The sequence below is a fragment of the Falsiruegeria mediterranea M17 genome (assembly GCF_900302455.1).
Taxonomy (GTDB): domain Bacteria; phylum Pseudomonadota; class Alphaproteobacteria; order Rhodobacterales; family Rhodobacteraceae; genus Falsiruegeria; species Falsiruegeria mediterranea.
In genome coordinates, this window is sequence record NZ_ONZG01000020.1 from 26,962 (window position 1) to 45,344 (window position 18,383).

General features: G+C 59.9%; 15 protein-coding genes. 6 read left to right on the plus strand and 9 right to left on the minus strand.

What is annotated here, in order from left to right:
• Window positions 1-48 precede the first annotated feature (48 nt).
• From TRM7615_RS25805 to TRM7615_RS24230, 4 genes are read right to left on the minus strand one after another with little or no spacing between them, the layout of a single operon-like run.
• Entirely contained in the window at window positions 49-705 is a 657-nt protein-coding gene (locus TRM7615_RS25805; RefSeq protein ID WP_207775271.1) for a class I SAM-dependent methyltransferase, read from the minus strand.
• 16 nt (window positions 706-721) lie between these two features.
• Window positions 722-2,863, minus strand: coding sequence for a glycosyltransferase (locus TRM7615_RS24220; RefSeq protein ID WP_108792551.1), 2,142 nt, complete (start codon window positions 2,861-2,863; stop codon window positions 722-724).
• A complete protein-coding gene (locus TRM7615_RS24225; protein ID WP_108792552.1) occupies window positions 2,860-4,641 on the minus strand; it encodes a glycosyltransferase in 1,782 nt (593 codons plus the stop codon). Before TRM7615_RS24225 ends, TRM7615_RS24220 begins: the two co-directional genes overlap by 4 nt.
• Before the next feature lie 2 nt (window positions 4,642-4,643).
• The gene (locus TRM7615_RS24230) at window positions 4,644-5,273 is read right to left on the minus strand and encodes a hypothetical protein (protein ID WP_165821529.1); all 630 of its coding nucleotides are present in this window, start codon (window positions 5,271-5,273) and stop codon (window positions 4,644-4,646) included.
• A 133-nt stretch (window positions 5,274-5,406) separates the two neighbouring features.
• Between TRM7615_RS24230 and TRM7615_RS24235 the strand changes: the two genes are divergently transcribed.
• Entirely contained in the window at window positions 5,407-8,172 is a 2,766-nt protein-coding gene (locus tag TRM7615_RS24235) for a glycosyltransferase (RefSeq protein WP_165821530.1), read from the plus strand.
• A 40-nt stretch (window positions 8,173-8,212) separates the two neighbouring features.
• Here the strand turns inward: TRM7615_RS24235 and TRM7615_RS24240 are convergent, their stop codons facing one another.
• The 3 genes from TRM7615_RS24240 to TRM7615_RS24250 are packed head-to-tail and all read right to left on the minus strand — an operon-like array spanning window position 8,213 to window position 11,454.
• The gene (locus TRM7615_RS24240) at window positions 8,213-9,496 is read right to left on the minus strand and encodes a glycosyltransferase family 4 protein (protein ID WP_108792555.1); all 1,284 of its coding nucleotides are present in this window, start codon (window positions 9,494-9,496) and stop codon (window positions 8,213-8,215) included.
• A gap of 3 nt (window positions 9,497-9,499) precedes the next feature.
• Window positions 9,500-10,657, minus strand: a complete 1,158-nt coding sequence (locus tag TRM7615_RS24245) for a rhamnan synthesis F family protein (RefSeq protein WP_165821531.1) — start codon at window positions 10,655-10,657, stop codon at window positions 9,500-9,502.
• The gene (locus TRM7615_RS24250) at window positions 10,657-11,454 is read right to left on the minus strand and encodes an ABC transporter permease (RefSeq protein ID WP_108792557.1); all 798 of its coding nucleotides are present in this window, start codon (window positions 11,452-11,454) and stop codon (window positions 10,657-10,659) included. Before TRM7615_RS24250 ends, TRM7615_RS24245 begins: the two co-directional genes overlap by 1 nt.
• 114 nt (window positions 11,455-11,568) lie before the next feature.
• Between TRM7615_RS24250 and TRM7615_RS24255 the strand changes: the two genes are divergently transcribed.
• From TRM7615_RS24255 to TRM7615_RS24275, 5 genes are all read left to right on the plus strand, one after another.
• Window positions 11,569-12,732: a KpsE/RkpR family capsule polysaccharide export protein gene (locus TRM7615_RS24255; protein ID WP_235824206.1), complete on the plus strand. Its 1,164-nt coding sequence runs from the start codon at window positions 11,569-11,571 to the stop codon at window positions 12,730-12,732.
• Between the two features lie 3 nt (window positions 12,733-12,735).
• Window positions 12,736-13,407 (plus strand): ABC transporter ATP-binding protein, encoded by a 672-nt coding sequence (locus TRM7615_RS24260; RefSeq protein WP_108792558.1) that lies wholly within the window; start codon window positions 12,736-12,738, stop codon window positions 13,405-13,407.
• 238 nt (window positions 13,408-13,645) lie between these two features.
• Window positions 13,646-14,929 carry a DUF2793 domain-containing protein gene (locus tag TRM7615_RS24265; protein WP_125133743.1) on the plus strand — a complete coding sequence of 428 codons (1,284 nt, stop codon included), beginning with the start codon at window positions 13,646-13,648 and terminating at the stop codon, window positions 14,927-14,929.
• An 11-nt stretch (window positions 14,930-14,940) separates the two neighbouring features.
• A complete protein-coding gene (locus tag TRM7615_RS24270) occupies window positions 14,941-15,267 on the plus strand; it encodes a hypothetical protein (protein ID WP_108792560.1) in 327 nt (108 codons plus the stop codon).
• On the plus strand, window positions 15,264-15,569 hold the full coding sequence (locus TRM7615_RS24275; RefSeq protein ID WP_108792561.1) for a hypothetical protein: 306 nt from the start codon (window positions 15,264-15,266) through the stop codon (window positions 15,567-15,569). The genes TRM7615_RS24270 and TRM7615_RS24275 overlap by 4 nt, the downstream gene beginning before the upstream one ends.
• Window positions 15,570-15,648: 79 nt before the next feature.
• Here the strand turns inward: TRM7615_RS24275 and wecC are convergent, their stop codons facing one another.
• Together wecC and wecB are read right to left on the minus strand one after the other, a co-directional pair.
• The gene (wecC, locus tag TRM7615_RS24280; RefSeq protein WP_108792562.1) at window positions 15,649-16,905 is read right to left on the minus strand and encodes a UDP-N-acetyl-D-mannosamine dehydrogenase; all 1,257 of its coding nucleotides are present in this window, start codon (window positions 16,903-16,905) and stop codon (window positions 15,649-15,651) included.
• Between the two features lie 26 nt (window positions 16,906-16,931).
• The gene (gene wecB, locus TRM7615_RS24285; RefSeq protein WP_108792563.1) at window positions 16,932-18,050 is read right to left on the minus strand and encodes a non-hydrolyzing UDP-N-acetylglucosamine 2-epimerase; all 1,119 of its coding nucleotides are present in this window, start codon (window positions 18,048-18,050) and stop codon (window positions 16,932-16,934) included.
• Between the last annotated feature and the right edge of the window lie 333 nt (window positions 18,051-18,383).

The window sequence follows — 18,383 nt, forward strand, 5'->3', positions numbered from 1 at the left end:
CGATCAAAGCGCTCGAGCGAGCGAAAGTACGACGTGCGGTCCACAGCCTCAGCTGTTGTCGGCCTCATGCACCAACATCACGTCGTTGTACATCATTGGTTCCAGCGCTAGATAGCGGAACCGCCAAGGGTTTTCCAAACAGAATTCATGCACGGCCCGGGCAACCCCACAGTGATACATGGTGACGGCCGACCAGGTCGTATAGGAATGAAAAATCATCGCGCCGCCGGGTTTGATCTTGGGCAGGATGCGTTCGATATCCGCCTTGACCGCGTCATAGGCGTGATCGCCGTTGATGTAGAACACATCGAAATGCGCATCAGGCAGCCGGGACAGCGTGTCGCCGACACCCCCGACATGGGGTTTGAGGCGGCATTCCTCCGAGGCCAGTTCGGCACGGATGTCCGGGTTGACCATGCGAGACAGATCTTCGTCGAACAAGTGCAACATGGCAGGCTTGCTGCGATAGAGGATCTGTGCCGCCAGATCGCCGGTGGCAACGCCCAGCAGTCCCAGGGTCTGATCGGGTTCCAACTTGTCGAGCAGGGCAAGCCGCCCCGGCAGCACCTGACACTCTTCCAGGATATGTGCCGGCAATTCCGGAGCAGGGTTGTGATAACGCCCCTTTGCAGCCCGGAACTGGCGTAGAACCTGTGACAACTCTCTGCGCTTGCGCTCTACCTGTTCAAAAGTGACTTTCTTCACCCCTATTCCCTCTCGGTTATAACTTCATGAAATTCTGTGCAAAATTTTCAACATCATGACAGGCCACGCTGGAGGCCAGAGTCTCGCGGGTCTGCCCTGTTTCCGGATCATCGGCAAATGCGATCACGGCGGGAATGGCCTTGGCCATATCTGCATAAACATGTGGATCGAACAGGGACCTGGCCCCGGGCCAGTCATGTACGACTGGCAAGCACCCAGAGGCCAAACCCTCGATCACCGAGGTATGGCATCCTTCGCTGTCAGAGCTGGACAGGATCACGCCAATCCCGCGATACCATTCCTCCATGTCCTGGCCGGCCGGATCGAACCGGATGCTGGAGGCCAGATCCGGGTCGGTGAAAATGCGTTGGAACGTTTCCTCGAATTTTGCACGGGTGTCATCCTGGCGATCCCAGACCCATTGGATCTCCCATGGCATGGAACTGCGCACGGCCAGCTGAAACCGCGAGTCGCGCTGGCGCAGGGCCTTGAAGAAATCAATGGCCCGATCAAACCGCTTATGTTCGAACGGGTTGATACCCACCAGCCCCAGAGTAAAGCGCGCCTCGGGCAGTTTCGGGCGCTGCAGCCCGTGCCAGTCGATATATTGCGGCATGACGTGAACACGCTCGGGCGCGATCCCATAGCGTTCGATCGCCCGGTCGCGGAACCAATCCGAGACGACGATCAGGGCATCCACATTGTCCCACTGCACCAGGGCGGGGAATTCCCGGAACGCCTCAAAGCGGTGCAGCCGTACGATCAACCGGGTGCCAGGGCGTTTGTTGTTGGAATGCCAGACCGCGTTCTGACAGCACCATTCGCACAGTACCGTGTCCACATCGTCTGGCACATGCGGGCGGTTCAGCGGCTTGATCGTGCTCTTCCAGGTCTCCCAGGTGATCTCGACATTGCTGTCCCCGCGGACGCGGTCCAGGAACTGGCGCAGGAACTTGCGTTCATGGGTGGCGATCATGATCTTGCGCGGCGTATCGGTCAGCACAGGCGCATTGGCAAGATAGCCACGGATGGCATGACTGAGGCTGTCGGACAGGCTTTCGGCCGAGAATTGCCGGGCAATCTCGGCGATCCGCTCCTGTGCCCGAGCATAGTCGGCGCTGTCCGTATTGCGCAGAAAGCCCAGAACCTTGGGGGCGATCTCATCTTGGGCGATATCGACCAGATAAGGATAGTCGTCGCCAAACAGAGCACGGTTCAGGGCGTTGTCGTTCAGGATCGGTGGCACGCCCAGGGTGCAGAATTCGACAATCTTGGTCGAAATCTCGATCACATCGTCATAGCGGTCATGACGCAGGCAATAGGCCAGGCTGGCCTGCCGCATCAGATCCTTGGCCTCGGCGTGGGGGATATTCGACAGCAGCGATATCCCCGGCAGCGCCCCGTCGGCCAGACGGGCGCGGAAGCTGTCCATCACCTTGAAGAACGGGCGATAGCGGGGACGGTGCGTGTCCTTGCCGGCAATCCACTGCACGTTCAGCTGCGGATCTTCGGCGACCTCTTCGCAGAGGTCGATCAACCAGTCGAGCCCATAGTGCAAGTCGATCTTGCCCGAGTAGCACAGGGTTGCCGGACCCTCCCAGGCCTGCGGGGCAGTGTCGGGCTGGAACACGATGGGCGGCACCACATGGACAACATATGCCGGGTAATCCAGCAGGGCTTCCATGGCGTGTTTGGCGGTGTCGCTCTGCACCACGACCCGAGTGCGGGTGGCGCGCGCCAGGCGCACCCATTCCGGTTCCGGCGCGCCGAGATCAGGAATGGCACTGGGGGCATAGGCCACGATCCGGTCCCGCAGTTCGGGCGTGTTCAGCAACCGGGTCAGATAGTCGGCACCGCGCACAAAAATACGATCGTAGGGCCCGGTTTGCGCCTCCCAGGCGCGCATCACATCAACAACGGTCTCGGGACGCAGCTGCGCGTCGGCAATGCCGGCGGTTTCCAGCAGAACGTCGGCGCTGTAGACCCGGATCGTGTCCGGCAATTCCTGGGCCAGAACCCGATTGTCCAACCGATGCGTCAGAACCAGGTCAATCGTCAGGTCAGGCTGCAGAGCCAGCAGCTTGCACACATTCAGCAGCCAGATCGTGGATCCGTCTATCAGATTGAAATTCTGCTCGGCGAGAATCGCGACCCTCATGCGCTTGCTTCCTGTCGTTGTGCGTCCTGATCGGCCTCAGCCTGTTGCAGCATCGGTTGCGATGGCTGAATTTCCTCGAAAACGTCGGCAACGGTCCGGAACAGAGGCGCCCTGGAGCGCAACACCGGGCCAATCACCTGCAACCGCCATCCTTGATCCAATGCAATGCGGCAGGCATCCATGATCTGGCGATTGAGGCGCATGTTTGCGATCGACCACAGGCCCGACCACTCGCCGGGATCCTCCTGCAGACCGGCCCAGTCGATGATGAAACAGCCCACATCGCCAAGCGCCAGCTCCGAGAGCAGATTGGCGCGGGTCAAGCGGGTGATCTGTGTGTCCTCGGACAGATGCGCACAGGGGCCGATCGCCGCAACAGGATCGGCGCCGGTGTTGCCGCGCAGTGCAACCCGCGGCAGGATATGGGCATCAAACCGGGCTTTGGGCGCTTCGGCATCACCGGCATGGGGCGAAGCAGTCGAGCCGAAGATATCAGACAGGGGCTTGGCGGCCTGTTCGGCCTGCTGCAACGCCCGGACCATCGGATCCACCCGCTTGTCCCAGTAGACCTCGGGTTTCAGAGTGTTCAGCACCGCAAGGTGGCCGCCATGTTCCAACGTGTGGCGCACCATCCGAGCCAGTTCGGGGATGTTGCCCTCGGGAAAGATCGAGGCATGGATGTCCGGCGCCATCTCGACCAGCGGGGCCAGATCGCTGAGGAACATCGGCACGCCATAGGCCGCGGCGGTATACGGTTTGAGCGCGGGCACCAGATCCGTAACCGGCGTGCTGTGCCGGGGCATGATCATTGCATCCATCAGGCTGTAATAGGGGCCGACCTGGCTCTGCTCGACCTGTGCGATCAAATGCACCGCATCCCGCAGCCCGAGCCGTTCGATTTCAGCCCGCAGTTCCTGTTCGGCCTTGCTGACATGCGAGGTGCCGACCAACCCCTTGGGCGCGCCGGATCCAACGACCATGAGATCCACGTCCAGTCCATCTTTGCGCAAGGTCGACACCAGACGCAAAAGATCCTGTGTGCCCTCGTAGTCCTTGAGCGAGCCGACATATCCCAGCAGATACCGGGACGTGCAGCCGATGTCCTTGCGGTCAAGCCGGACGCGGGTCGGATTGGGGCGCGACACCCCGTTGGGCACCAGCAGGATCTTGTTGCGGTCCACCCCGCGGGCCACCAACTCGTCCCGCATCGCACCGCTCAGGGTAAAGACCAGCTTGGCGGCCTTGGCGATCTGCAACTCGTTCGTACGGTCCCGCTGATATTCCTCGCTGTCCTCGTAGCCAGGATTGCAGGTCGCATGGGTCATCTCCCAAAACCCGCGCTGTTCATAATGGAACGCCGCCCCAAACCGGCGGGCTGCATATTGTGCGGGCTCTGCGTTTTCCCAGTTCGACACCGCGATGACCGCATTGGGGCGAAAGATTTCAAAGGCCTCCAACAGGGTGCGTTCGGCCTGACGCAGACGCGCGCGGCGGTTCATACCGACCTGTTTGTCACTGGGGAGGAACACATAGCGCACCCCATCTATAACCTGCTCTGGGGCGACCTTCTGGTCCGAGGGAAAATCGTCTGCATCCCAGGGGTGGCCGGGACGATTGAACACGATCACATCGTGGCCACGCTTGACCAGGGCGCGCGCGATTTCATGGGTGCGCACGGCATAGCCGTCACTGCTGTAGGGATAGCTGTGGTTCACGACATATGCGACACGACGCGGTAGTCGCCAGCCCTGCACAGATGAAGACGGGGATTGAGACATGATCAAACGTTTCTTTTGTCCTGGGCGGGGTCCGGGATGACCGGCATGTTCGGCCGGATGGAGCGTTTCTCGTTAAACCCGGCAATCATGTAGTGAAAGAGCGGGTTCATCTTGTTGTCTCGGATATCCGGATAGAGTGTGAGGTAATGCTCGGTGTCGAAATACGGCCCGGGATTGCGCAGATCGCTGGCGCCGTTGAGCAGATAGTGCAGCGCGGGATCCATGCCTGCGGTGCGCACATCTTCATAGGTCTTGAGATACCAGACGGCATCGAACAATTCGCTTTGGCGGATGATATCCAGACAATGGCGCTGCCGCAGGCGCTTGCTGATGCGCATCAGGATTCGAACCAGAAGTGAGGGGCGCGGCGGACGGGTCAGCATCAGCGGCTGTGTTGCGCGCAACTCCTGCAGCTCGCGTTCCAGTTCGGATCTGGACAAATAGAGCCTTTCAAGTTGTCTTTGCAAAACACGGACAGCTTCAGGAAGTTGGGCAAAACCGGCATTCTGCCCCGAAATTCCAGTCATTATCTTCAATCCCAAAAAAACGTCAAACGGATGGCGCCAAATACAGACGTGCACTAAATGACCTTGATTTTTTCCTTTGTAAAGTGACACTCTTACCCGGGTCAATTCTGCGGTGCCCCCTGCCCGACCGCTTCGTCTGTTTTATCTTCCCATGCTGCACCATCTCAAATTTCTTCGGCGCACAAGGTGCCGACCGCTGTTTTTTGACGCACAGTGGTACCTGGACAGATATGGAGATGTGGCCGCTGCGGGGCTGGATCCGTTGCAGCATTACCTGCGGTGGGGTCGGGACGAGGGGCGCCTGCCTTGTCTCATGATGGCGGCCTGGCGAGAGCGCGATGTGCGCTGGGGCCTGTCGGAAGCAGACCACGACACACTTGACGCTCTGGCCCGCAACACCGCCGGAGACATTCCCCGCGCCGATCAGGTTTGGGCCACGCTTGCCTGTGCCCGTCTGCAGGCGCGCAACGGCAACTGGGGGGATGCTCAAGCACTTTTGCGCGGCCTCGATCCGGACCGCGAGATCCTGCGCGGGTTCTGTCTGCCGGATCCGGCGCTTTTGAGCATCGAGGCTGACGTCATGGCCGGGGATCTTGCCGCGGCGCGCCAGATGCTGACGCAGGCGCGGGCGCTGTTCGGCCTCCTGCCCGATCTGACCCTGGCCGAGGCCAACATTCTGGCCATAGGCGCCGGGCATGGTACGGCCTGGACACAGGTGCTGGCCCCGCTTTACCGGCGTGCGGGCAAGATCAGTGTTGCCGTGGACCCCGCCCACCCGGATCAACCCGCTTTTGATGGGTTGCGCCCCGCAGGATCGGTGCGCCCCAATCGCCGGGGCCCCCTGGTCAGTGTCATCGTGCCCGCCTACAATGCCGAAACCACCCTGGCCACCACCCTGCGCAGCCTGCGCGATCAAAGCTGGGGCAATCTTGAAATTCTGGTGGTCGACAATGGGTCGACCGACAGAACCGCCGAAATCGCCCGGATCGCCACGCGGCAAGATCCCCGTATCCGCCTGTTGGACGGACATGCCGAACCGGGCACCTATGGCGCCCGCAATCTGGGCATGGCACAGGCCAGCGGTGCCTTTGTCACGGTTCTGGATGCGGATGACTGGGCCCATCCGGACCGGATCGCGCAGCAGGCCCGCGCGCTGACGGGCGCGCGCGCGCCCGTCGCCAGCCTGGCCCATTGGGTGCGCACCACCCCCGATCTGCGCTTTACCCGTTGGTGGCGCGAAGAGGGGCTGACCCATCCTGACATCTCGTCGCTGATGATCCGCGCCGAGGCCCGGGAAGCGCTCGGGTTCTGGGACCGGGCCCGCGCTGCCGCTGATACCGAATATCATCTGCGCCTGCAGGCGCGCTTTGGCCCCAAGTCCTTGATCGAGGTGCTGCCCGGTATCCCGCTATCCTTTGGCCGGGTGCGCCCGCAGTCCCTGACACAGGCGCGCGAAACCGGGATCGGGTCGCATCTGTTCGGGGCGCGGCGGGATTATCAGCTGGCGGGGCAACGCTGGCATCTTCGCATGCAGGACCGGGGCGATCTGCCCTTGCCGCAATACCCCAAAGAGCGCCCTTACCAGATCCCCGCCGCCTTGGCCCTGCCCGCCACAAATGACCCGCCGCCGCGCGCGGATGATGCGGAATGGCTAGCCACATCCGGGATCTATGAGGACAGCTGGTACATGCAGAACTATCCGGATCTGCGCATCCGCGAAACGGACGGTCATCTGCACTATGCAACAACCGGCGAGGCCGAGGATCGCGATCCGGGGCCAGGGTTCTCCACCTCGGGCTACCGTATGGCTTATGGGCCGTTTTCCGGGTCCCCTTTGCGCCACTATCTGCAAGAAGGGCGTGCACAGGGCCTGTCGCCTCTGCCGATCTTTGAGGGCGCCCTGCCCCCACCCGCCGCGGGGCGGCATGTTCTGGTGTTCGGGCATCAGGCGCGCTCTCATGTATTTGGGGCTGAACGCTGCCTGATCGACCTGCTTGAGCGCCTGTATGCGGCAGGCATGACGCCCTCGGTGGTGCTGCCACAAATCCAGAACCCTGATTATCTGGAGACGCTCAAAGCCCGCGCATATCAGGTGCATGTGCGACCCTATGGCTGGATCTTTGGCAACGTCCCCCCACACCCTGCAACCGTTGCCGGGCTGGCCGAGCTGATCCGCAGCAGCAAAGCTGTGGAAATACACCAGAACACCGCGGTTATGGATGCCCCGCTGCGGGCCGCAAGACAGGTTGGCATTCCAAGCATGGTGCATGTGCACGAGCTCCCCGCGCAGGATCCACGCCTGTGCATGGATCTGGGATGCAGCGCCGAAGAACTGCGCCACCATCTGCTGCGCCACGCCGACCGGTTCAGCGCCAATTCACAAGCTGTGGCAGAGTGGCTGGGTCTGCCTGCTGGTCAGATCGCCCTGCTGCCCAACAGGATCAACCCGGACCTGCAGACCCTGCCCTTTGCCCCCGCCGATCCGCCGCGCGTGGCGCTCATCGGCAGCCTGATCGCCAAGAAGGGGGTTCGGGATTTCGCCGAGGTGGCCCGGCAGTTTGCCCGGATGGGCGGAGAGGCTCAGTTCCTGCTGATTGGCCCAGAGACACCGGATCTGAAACGGTTGGGAGATTTGCCGGCAAACATACGCCATGCGGGGTATGTCCCGGATCCGGTGGCCGCCATGCGCCAGGCGGATATCGTCCTGTCGCTGTCCCATTTTGCCGAGAGCTTTGGTTTGACCGTGCTCGAAGCCATGGCCGCCGGGCGCCCTGTGATCTGCTATGACCGGGGGACCCCGCCGACCCTGCTGGGTGAGGCGGGTGCGGGGTTTGTGACAGCAGCCGACGATACCGCTGCAGTGGCCAAGGCGCTGTGTGCGCTTATCGCGGACGATCGTCGGCTGGAGGCAGCGTCAAAAGCGGCCCGTGCCCGCGCAGCAATGCTGATCGACGGTGCCGAAACCGCGTCCCTGGCTGCGCTCGAACCGCCCTCGATCACCTGACCGGGTGATGTGCTTCCGCGTTACCTGCGGTCTTATCCAATCAATTTGCCGGAAGTGACGTACGTCTCAACACACGCAGTTTGCGCCGTAGCGTTGTGATCTCGGACCGCATCAAAACAAACCCGGTATCGTTGAGAGCAGATACCATCTGGCTGTAAGGGGGCAGTATGTCTTTCATATGCCCCAAGAAATCTGGACGGCAAAAGATCAGATTCCCATCATCCAGCTTGTGAGCCGCGGCCAGGGCAACTTCGAGACTTGATCTGTCTTTTGGTGGGAGGTGTCCGTGCAGAGCTGTTTTGACATAACGCGCCCATATCAGATCAGCATCATGGTCGGGCCTGAGAAGATCTTGGCAGGCCCTTATGTTGTCTTGCCCGATCAAACGTTCCCAATCTCGCTGTAGTGCTTGAACGGATATGTTTGATTGCCCTTCACCAGTAAAATTGCTGAAGCGCGTGCGCTCAATAAGTGAGGGCGAGCTTAGCCCGATCACCCCGTCACGATGACAGATCAAGCAGGGGCGGCCCGCCGCCATTGTTTCTAGAAACACGCGCTCCCCATGACAGGCAATGCCATCAAACTCCGCGAGCCGTTCAGAGATATTCTCGACAAAACCGTGAAATTCGACAGCCGGGTTGTCGGCGGTCATGGCTCTGGCGCGTTCGGACTCTGCCCCGTCTCCAAACACATGCAAGCTGGAAATCGGCAGAGATGGCATAGCCGCCACAAGATGCCGCAAGGCATCCACATGTTCCTTTTCATGTCGGGCGACAAAAGCCCATTTGCCATGGTCCGGGGGTGCGGGTGGGGACCGCTGCCAATTGCCGACTGCATTCATCATGACGGTTTGATCCTGCTGCGGCACACCATGGGTTGCCACTATGCAATCGCGCGCCGCCGATGAGACTGGGTACACGGCTGCGGCGCAGGGGAACACCATCTTTGAAATAAGAAGCCCCAATGTCTGGTTCACCTTTCGGGCTGCCTGGAACATGCCGTGAATCGTCAGGAAATATGGGATATTACAGCGCACCGACACACAGGCGCCCAGCACCCCGACAAACGGGCAGTGACAGTGAATGTGAGTGACCTGCTCCGTTTGGCAGAATGCTGTTAAACGTGCCACTTCAGCCAGAAACCGGCTGGCCGGAATGTCCTTGGCCAGATCCAGCCGCTGGAAGTCTGGCGGGGCCATATCGGATAGGCGTGCGCCCATACAGGTGACCCGCGCGCCCAAACGGCGCAATGCATCAACCTTCCCGAGGAGGTGTGTCTCCAGACCGCCTGCGGTAAACTGGTCTATGAGTATTAAAACATGCATCTTCTAATCCAATGAATTGATCCGTGCTCTCTGAAACGGGCTGCGCTCCACATGTGGGGCATCCAGGTCATGGCTTTCGCGAATGTCCATCTGGGCCGCCCGGCTCAGATAGCCAAGGGTGCGCTCGACCGCATGGGCGGTGGTGCCATCGACCAGGGCCTGCTCGGGCTCGAAATCGGATGCCGTCAGGCGCAGAGATGCAAGCTGGGCCAGAACAGCGGGTTTCACCCAATAGATCGCCCCGGCCGGAAAATTCAGGGGCCCGGTGGCCGGGTCAAGTCCCGCGCGCGCCAGGATGTCCCGGGTCAGGTCGCGATTGCAGCCCCACCAGTCCTCTCCGTGATAATGCTGGCCATCCGCAACCCAGATCCCGGCCTGCGGATCGTTCAGAAAGGCATCTAACCGAGTCTGTGTCCGGTCAGGAGGGCCAAGCACGCCGGCAACCAGATTCTGCCGCCAAACCGCGCCGTCCGCGCGGTGGGGAGATTTCTTGCTGTGCAGCTTGCAGATGGCCCGGTAGGGGGCAAAAAGGCCAGCCGACAAGAGGTGAAGAAAGGGAAAGATATCGCGCCCATGATTGGGCATGGCCCAGACGCTGGCCTGGGGAAACCGGGCTTGAACCTGCGCGCGCAGGGGCGCGACCTCGGCCTCGGCACCGGTTGCCGTGACATAGAGATCGAAGGCAAAGCTCTGCTGCTCGAGTGCTGTGGCAAATTCGGGCCACATGTCGTGATAATAAAGATGCAGGGCCACGGCCACCGGCGCAGGGGGGGATGAATGCATGGACGGCGGGTGGATCACCGGCAAGGGGAGCTCGGCCACCGCCCCCGTATCCAACACGGTGCGGGCTTCGTGCTGTCCGCATTCAATGTAATGCAGAAACGGGTGACGTGCGGCGCCTCCTTGCAGATCCGGATTGTTGTAGAGATAGGCCCGGGGGGAAAATGACGGGTTCGGGCACAGGCCCGCTGGTTCGCCGAAAAGAGCATAATGTCTTTCTGGTGCCAGGCGGAACAGTCTGCGCAGCCGGGGATTGGAGCGGATGTAGAAGCCGCGATCAAACAGGCCGCTTTCTTTCAGCAGCCGGACATGGCGCCGGGTCTGTGTGTTTGGCGTCAGAAAGCGAAGGACAACGCGGATCTGGTGCAGCAGTCGTGACATCATCGCTGTAGAATGAACTGATAGTTTTTCAGCAGGAACAGCATTCCGAAAATACCCAGCACACAGGATATCACGAAGACATAGACTGGCTGGACGTAGACCGCATCATACGTGACGAAGAACCCTTTGCGGATTTGGCTGGTAATATGAGCCACCGGGTTCAGCATGAACCAGTCCCGAAACCGGGCCGGGACGTTTTCGGGAATGAACAGGATACCGGACAGAATGAACATGGGCCGGTTCAGAACGGCCCAGATCTGACCCCAGATTGGAAAGCGGGACGTCAGATAACAATTCATCACCCCGACAGAGGCGGTGAGCGCCAGCAACATGGCCAGGCCCAGGAAAAGGCTTGGCCAGTCGATGATCGGGCGCAGGTTGTAGAAAAGGATGATGCCCACGATCACCAGCAACATGACCAGCAGCTGTGTCACCGAATTGAGCAGGAAGCGGGCCAGCAGCGCATCGGTAAAGGTCAGCGCGGGATAGGCCAGAAGCGGTCGGGAAAACTGGATGGATTGCGCCATCTTGGCGCTGACCCCAGTATAAAGCATGAACGGCAGGATGCCGGTGGCAAAGAAATAGGCAAAATTGGTCCCCAAGGCCGGGCTTCGCAACACCAGGCTGAACACGATGCTCAGCAGGGCGATCCCGGCCGCCGGTTCCAATATGGTCCACAGATAGCCCCCGGGCGATTGGCCATAGGTGCTTTCCATTTCCCGGAGGGTCAGGGCCGAGACGGCACGAAAGGTCTTGAAGCGTCGCCGACCTGGTGGGGGCGCTGTCGGAGATGTCATCTGGCGCGCAATCCTTTGTGATATATGGCTCAAAGAAGGGTGTTGAATTGAGTTGGCCTCGGTCCGGGAGTTAGGGTAAAGACTTGTACAGATATTGAAAAGAATGGATTGACTGTGGCCGAGACCCCGTCCGAATTACCCTCCGCCTACAGCGTCCCCCCCCCGGTCCGCCCTGCGTTCATGCGCCCCCGGCACTGGATGCTGATCATCACCTTTGTGATCTGTGTAATCGTGCCCACCGTGCTGGCTGGTGTGTATCTCTACACCCGTGCGGCCGATCAATATGCTTCGCGGGTCGGGTTTTCCGTGCGCAGCGAGGAAACCGGGTCCGCTTTTGAGTTCCTGGGCAGTTTGACCAATGTCTCGGGATCGTCATCGTCGGATACCGATATTCTTTACAAGTTCATCCAAAGCCAGGAACTGGTGGAGGCCGTGGATACGGCACTGGATCTGCATACGATCTGGGGGAAACCGACCGATGATCCTTATTTCACGCTTGCGCCCGACAGCTCGCTTGAGGATCTGCTGGACTATTGGGAAGACATGGTGCGGGTGATTTATGACCCCGGCACCGGATTGATCGAGGTCGAGGTCCGCGCCTTTGACCCCCAGGATGCTCGGCGGATCGCACAGGATTTGTTGGAGCGCTCCAGCGCGATGATCAACGAACTGTCCACCGTGGCACGGACGGATGTGACCCGCTACGCCCGTGAAGAGCTCGATCAGGCAATCCAGCGCCTGAAAGAGGCCCGTCAGGCGATGACCCTGTTTCGCAATGAAACTCAGATCGTCGATCCCGGTGCAGATATCCAAGGGCAAATGGGTTTGCTCAGCTCTCTGCAGTTGAAGCTGGCGGAAACATTGATCGAACTGGATATCCTGACGCAAACCGTACGCCCCAATGACCCGCGTATCGAACAGACCCGCCGCGAAACGTTGGTGATCCAGAAGCGGATCGACCAGGAGCGGCGCAAGCTGGGCGTGTCAGGCGATGATGACGTCAAGGTTTTTGCCGATCTGGTCGGCCAGTTCGAAGTCCTGTCCGTGGATCTGAAATTTGCCGAACAGGCTTATATTTCGGCCTTGTCTGCTTATGACACAGCCGTTGCCGAGGCGCGGCGGCAAAGCCGGTATCTGGCGGCATATCTGCACCCGACCTTGGCCGAGACGCCGGAATATCCGCAGCGCGAAATCCTGCTGGCGGTTCTGTCGCTCATCCTGTTTGGCAGTTGGTCCATTCTGATGTTGGTGATCTACAGCCTCAAGGACAGGAAGTGATCCATGATCCGGCTGGAAAATGTCTGCAAATCCTTTCGGGTCGGTACGGGATACAAGGTGGTGGCCAACAATGTATCCTTTGAAATACCCAAGGGGCGGGCGGTTGGCTTGCTCGGGCGCAATGGGTCCGGAAAATCGACACTCATGCAGATGCTGGCAGGAAGCATGAAACCGGATTCCGGGCGCATCGTGACCACCGGCAGCGTGTCCTGGCCGGTGGGGTTTCAGGGCAGTTTCCACCGAGATCTGAGCGGAGCGCAAAATGCGCGTTTCCTGGCTCGGGTCTATGGCGTGGATACCCAGGAGCTTTTGGATTTCGTCCAGGATTTTTCGGAGCTGGGAAAGCACTTCTTCGAGCCGGTGCGCAATTATTCCTCAGGGATGCGCTCTCGTTTGGGGTTTTCCTGCTCGATGGGGATCAAGTTCGACACCTATCTGATCGACGAGGTGACAGCTGTGGGTGACGCGGCCTTCAAGCGAAAATGCGAGGAGATGCTGCTCGATCGGCTCAAGGACAGCGGTGCGTTGTTTGTCTCGCACAACATGTCTGATGTACGTAAGATCTGCTACTCGGGGGCTGTGCTGGAGGGAGGCTCGTTCAGCTTTTATACACATGTGGAAAAAGCTATCCGACTGCATGAAAACAACCTCAAATATCGTTCTCCGCCTGAATAACTTGCTGGACCTTTGAGTCACGCAAGAGCGCACAAAATGGGACATACTCCAGCATGGGTCGCACTGCGCGGAACTCTTTGTCAGCTGTTGACCGGGTCGCGCCCCGGACGCAGCAGAAGTGTTTGACCCCCTTCTGAAATCAACGTGTGTTGCGCCAGTGCAGGACGGTACGTTTGGTAGATTTTGACATGTATCGGTGAGATTTCTCGTCAATGTCATCATCACGGGATGCAGCTTCATGGCGACTTCATCACCCCGGTTGGATCTACCCTACATCCAGCCCTCGCAAGCTCAGAAACATGTAACGCATAACGAGGCGCTGCAACGTCTCGATATTCTGACACAGCTGGTCGTGCTGGAGGTTGGCGCGCAAACGTCGCCCGCTGAGCCAGAGACCGGTGAAACCCACGCGCTTGGCAGCGCCCCCACCGGGACTTGGGCCGGACAAGCGGGGAGATTGGCTTATTGGACCGGCAATGCATGGCTTTTTGTCACCCCGCACCAGGGGTGGCGGGCCTTTGATCGGTCCAGCGGTCGGGCGTTTGTGCATGATGGCACCGAGTGGAAACCCGAACTCTCGGATCTGAACAATCTGGGCGAGGTGGGCATCGGCACCGGGGCGGATGCCACAAACCGCCTGGCTGTGGCCTCACCCGCGAGCTTGTTTTCCCATGCCGGGGCTGGACACCAGATCAAAATCAATAAGGCCGATGACGGTGACACCGCAAGCGTCTTGTTTCAATCGAACTGGACTGGCCATGCCGAGATGGGTTTGGCTGGTGACACGACGTTTGCCATCAAGACCAGCGCAGATGGCAGCAACTGGCAGGATATGCTGCGCCTCAATCCGACCAGCCAGCAGATCGAGATGGCCCCCGATGGCACCACCCGTGTCCGGCTCAGCGCCGCCGAGCTGGAGATCGACACACCCGTAACGGGCTCGGCCGTTCAATCCGGAACCACCGATGTCACGGATGGGCGGTTGGTCCGGGTCGAGGGTGCCCATGCTGCGGCCCTGTCCCATCACACAAGCTATTATTCAGCCAATGGGACCACCGCGAACATCGATACTTGCGATGCCGGCTTTGCCGGGTTGATCAGGGATGCCAACGCCGGGACCTGGCCTCTGACCCCGCATGGGGCGTTTGTATATGTCACAACGCAGGCCATCTATACTGGGGCCGCCGTCCTGCAAACCGCGACCTATGGCTATCACAGCAGCACACCAACGCTGCTGCGGGAATTCCGTCGGGTGCGGGCCAACTCCGGAGGCAACTGGTCGCCTTGGTATGAGATCTATAACAGTAATTCGTTGGTTGGACCGGTCTCGCAGCTGGCCGGCGTGCCGACCGGCGCAGTGGTCGAACAGGGCAGCAATGCCAGCGGCCAATATGTGCGATGGGCTGACGGGACACAGATCTGCACCAACGACGATACCGCAATCACCACACCTGCCGCCGCATTCACAGGCACAATTACCAAGATCGACGGCGACAAGCTATGGATCGGACGTTGGTTCTGAGGAGACTGCCCATGCGTATTTCATTTGTACCTGTCCGTCGGGATGATCGTCTCAAGATGTCATGTGTCGGGGACGTGCTGACCCTCAATGGGGATATCCTCGATTTCTCGTCTCTGCCCGATGGGGCCATTCTGCCCCGCAGTGCAATCAGCAATGACTGGATTGCCGGGGACGTTGAGCGCCTGCAAGGGCAACTCCATCTTTCGGTGATGTTGCCCCATGGGGCCAAAGCACCTGCTGAAACCCTGTTTCCAATCCCGGTCGAGACCACAGACGGTGAGGTTCCCGTGCCGCCCTTTGACCTTGAACCCACTGAAATTGCAGAGGAACAGGCATGAGTCAGATTGATTTTTCACAGGTGATCACCGCTGAAGCACGCACAACCAAAGTCGCCGAAGCCCGCCATATGCAACGCAAACAGGCGTGCCGCGACCAGATCTACGCGGTGATTGACGCCACCGCACAGATCAATCTGGCCGCCGCCGCAGCAGCAGGCGTGCTGAGCCCCGAGCAGATGGCCGTTTATCGGTTGGGGCTGAACTGGATACATGCCATGCGCGAGGCCTGTGGCGAAGATCACGGGGATGATGATTGGCCGCCCCTGCCTGCAGAGGTGGCTGATCTGGCCCGGCGGTTCTAAGACCCAGGTCCCGAAACAAAAAAAGCCCCCGGCGCATAGCGACCGGGGGCTCTTTTTGTCAGGTTTTGAGTGTCGCCGCTCAGAGGCCGACAACATCCACCAATGCTGTGCCTTCGGGCAATATCTTGTGCAGATCTTCAAAGGCGGAATGTTTGACCAGAACACAGATCACATCAGCCTCTTCCAGGGCTTGATCCAGAGGTGTCAAAGTAATCGGCAGACCATCCAGCTTGGCCGGCAGAGCGTCAATATTGGGCTCGACTGCCAGAACCTGACAACCCACCTCGCCAAAGTTGCGGGTGATTTCCAACGCCGGGCTTTCGCGCAGATCGTCGATATCAGGTTTGAACGCCAGACCCAGGCACGCGACCTTGATGTCGGACATCGACCGGGATGGATTGTCCGACAGAACGTCCATGACCGCAGATTTGCCCTTGGCCAGCACCCAGTCGGGCTTGGCGTCATTGCCCAGACGAGCGGCATGGATCAGCTTGGCTTCTTCGGGGGCCGACGCAACGATGAACCAAGGGTCCACCGCGATGCAGTGGCCGCCGACACCGGCGCCGGGCTGCAGGATGTTCACCCGGGGGTGGCGATTGGCCAGGCTGATCAGTTCCCAGACATTGATGTCGAACTTGTCGCAGATGATGCTGAGCTCGTTGGCAAAGGCGATCTGTACATCGCGCGAGCTGTTTTCCACCAGCTTGCACATCTCGGCGGTCTTGGCGTCGGTCGCGATACAATCGCCCTGAACCACCAGCTTGTACATGGCGGTGGCCATTTCGGTGGCCTTGGCGCTCATACCGCCGATGATGCGGTCGTTTTCCACCAGTTCGCGCACCACATGGCCGGGCAGGACCCGCTCGGGACAATGGGCAACCTGGATGTCGGCGTCATCTCCGGCGCTCTGCGGAAAGCTCAGATCCGGGCGCGCTTCGGCCAGCCATTCGGCCATCTGCTGGGTGGCCCCAATGGGCGACGTGCTTTCCAGGATCACCAGATTGCCCTTTTTCAGCACCGGCGCGATCATGTTGGCAGCAGACTGAATATAGCTCAGATCGGGCTGATAGTCGCCCTTGAAGGGGGTCGGAACCGCAATGATGAAGGCGTCTGCCGGCTCTGCTTCCAGCGTGGCATGCAGCATGCCATCAGCCACGGCCTTGTGCACGATCCCATCCAGCTCAGGCTCGACGATGTGGATTTTGCCGGCATTGATCGTGTCAACCACATGGGGGGTCACGTCAACGCCGATCACACGGTTGCCGTGCGCGGCAAACAGAGCGGCGGTCGGCAGGCCGATATAGCCCAATCCGATCATGGAAATGCGTTCAAACATCTAATTAGTTCCTCAAGTGTTGTGGATCAATTCTGAGCGGCGAGCATTTCTGCAATCCGCAGAGCCGCCTTACCATCGCCATAGGGGTTCAGGGCCCGGGCCATCTCGGCATAGGCGGTATCATCTTCCAGCAGGCGCAGGGCTTCGGATTTAATCTTTTCGGGGTCGGTCCCCACCAGGCGCACGGTGCCGGCATCAACGGCCTCGGGACGTTCGGTGGTTTCGCGCATCACCAGCACCGGTTTGCCCAGGCTCGGGGCTTCTTCCTGTACCCCGCCGGAGTCGGTGATGATGATGTGGGCCCGGCTCATCAGCCAGACAAAGGGTTGGTAATCCTGCGGGTCGATCAGATGCACGTCACCCGCATCGCCCAACACACGTTTGACCGGGGCCTGCACGTTCGGATTCAGGTGCACCGGATACACGATCTGGGCATCGCTCTCTTCGCTGATTTCCTTCAGCGCACGGCAGATGTTTTCAAACCCGGTCCCAAAGTTCTCGCGCCGGTGGCCGGTGACCAGGATCATCCGCTTGTCTGCATCGAGGAAGGGGAACCGGGCCTGCATCTGGGCATTCAGCGTTTCGTCATTTTCAAAACGTGCGACAACGTCCTGCAATGCATCGATGACCGTGTTTCCGGTGACCAGGATCTGATCGTCCGGCACGTTTTCCGCCAACAGCGCCTGACGCGCGGTTTCGGTCGGCGCCCAGTGGATCTGGGCGATGCGCCCGACCAGAGAACGGTTCATCTCTTCGGGCCAGGGGGCGTAGATATTGCCAGTGCGCAACCCCGCCTCAACATGGCCCACGGTGACCTGTGCGTAAAAGGCCGCCAGCGAGGCGGCCATGGTGGTGGTGGTATCCCCATGCACCAACAGTCGATCATAACCGCCGTCTTTCAGGATGTCGCGCAGCGCCAGGATGATGTTGGCGGTGATATCCGTCAGGTCCTGACCCGGCTTCATAATGTTCAGATCGAAATCGGGTTGGATATCAAAAAGATTGAGCACCTGATCCAGCATTTCACGATGCTGCGCGGTGACGCATACATGTGTTTCCAGGCCGGGGGTTTCTTTCAGACGGTGCACGACCGGCGCCATTTTGATGGCTTCGGGACGAGTTCCAAATACTACAAGAATTTTCAAGACGAATAGCTCTTCTGAACGATATAGCGATTGCGATTGTGGTTACTGTTTTCGGATGGAATTGCAACTGAAAACCCACCGCAGGCCAAAGACCAGCCGTACTCTTGCCACCCCGAACCCCCGACCCGCATGACGCGGGCCGGGGGGGGTGTTTGTTATCAATGCGATCGCCGCCTTAGGCGATCGCGAATTGCCAGATGTTCGCGGTCTCGTCGTCGAACTGGAAATACTCGACCGAGATCAGGCTGTCGGTGCCGTCGGCCCCCGTCACCGTCACATCCGTCGCCGAGCTCCGGGTGATCGTGTAATCGCCGCGGTTGCCGTCAAACACCG

Coding starts and splice junctions, on each gene's coding strand:
- TRM7615_RS24270 (WP_108792560.1), top strand. CDS start 14,941: ATGCGTATTTCATTTGTACCTGTCCGTCGGGATGATCGTCTCAAGATG.
- TRM7615_RS24260 (WP_108792558.1), top strand. CDS start 12,736: ATGATCCGGCTGGAAAATGTCTGCAAATCCTTTCGGGTCGGTACGGGA.
- TRM7615_RS24225 (WP_108792552.1), bottom strand. CDS start 4,641: ATGTCTCAATCCCCGTCTTCATCTGTGCAGGGCTGGCGACTACCGCGT.
- TRM7615_RS24265 (WP_125133743.1), top strand. CDS start 13,646: ATGGCGACTTCATCACCCCGGTTGGATCTACCCTACATCCAGCCCTCG.
- TRM7615_RS24240 (WP_108792555.1), bottom strand. CDS start 9,496: ATGCATGTTTTAATACTCATAGACCAGTTTACCGCAGGCGGTCTGGAG.
- TRM7615_RS24220 (WP_108792551.1), bottom strand. CDS start 2,863: ATGAGGGTCGCGATTCTCGCCGAGCAGAATTTCAATCTGATAGACGGA.
- TRM7615_RS24250 (WP_108792557.1), bottom strand. CDS start 11,454: ATGACATCTCCGACAGCGCCCCCACCAGGTCGGCGACGCTTCAAGACC.
- wecC (WP_108792562.1), bottom strand. CDS start 16,905: ATGTTTGAACGCATTTCCATGATCGGATTGGGCTATATCGGCCTGCCG.
- TRM7615_RS24245 (WP_165821531.1), bottom strand. CDS start 10,657: ATGTCACGACTGCTGCACCAGATCCGCGTTGTCCTTCGCTTTCTGACG.
- TRM7615_RS24275 (WP_108792561.1), top strand. CDS start 15,264: ATGAGTCAGATTGATTTTTCACAGGTGATCACCGCTGAAGCACGCACA.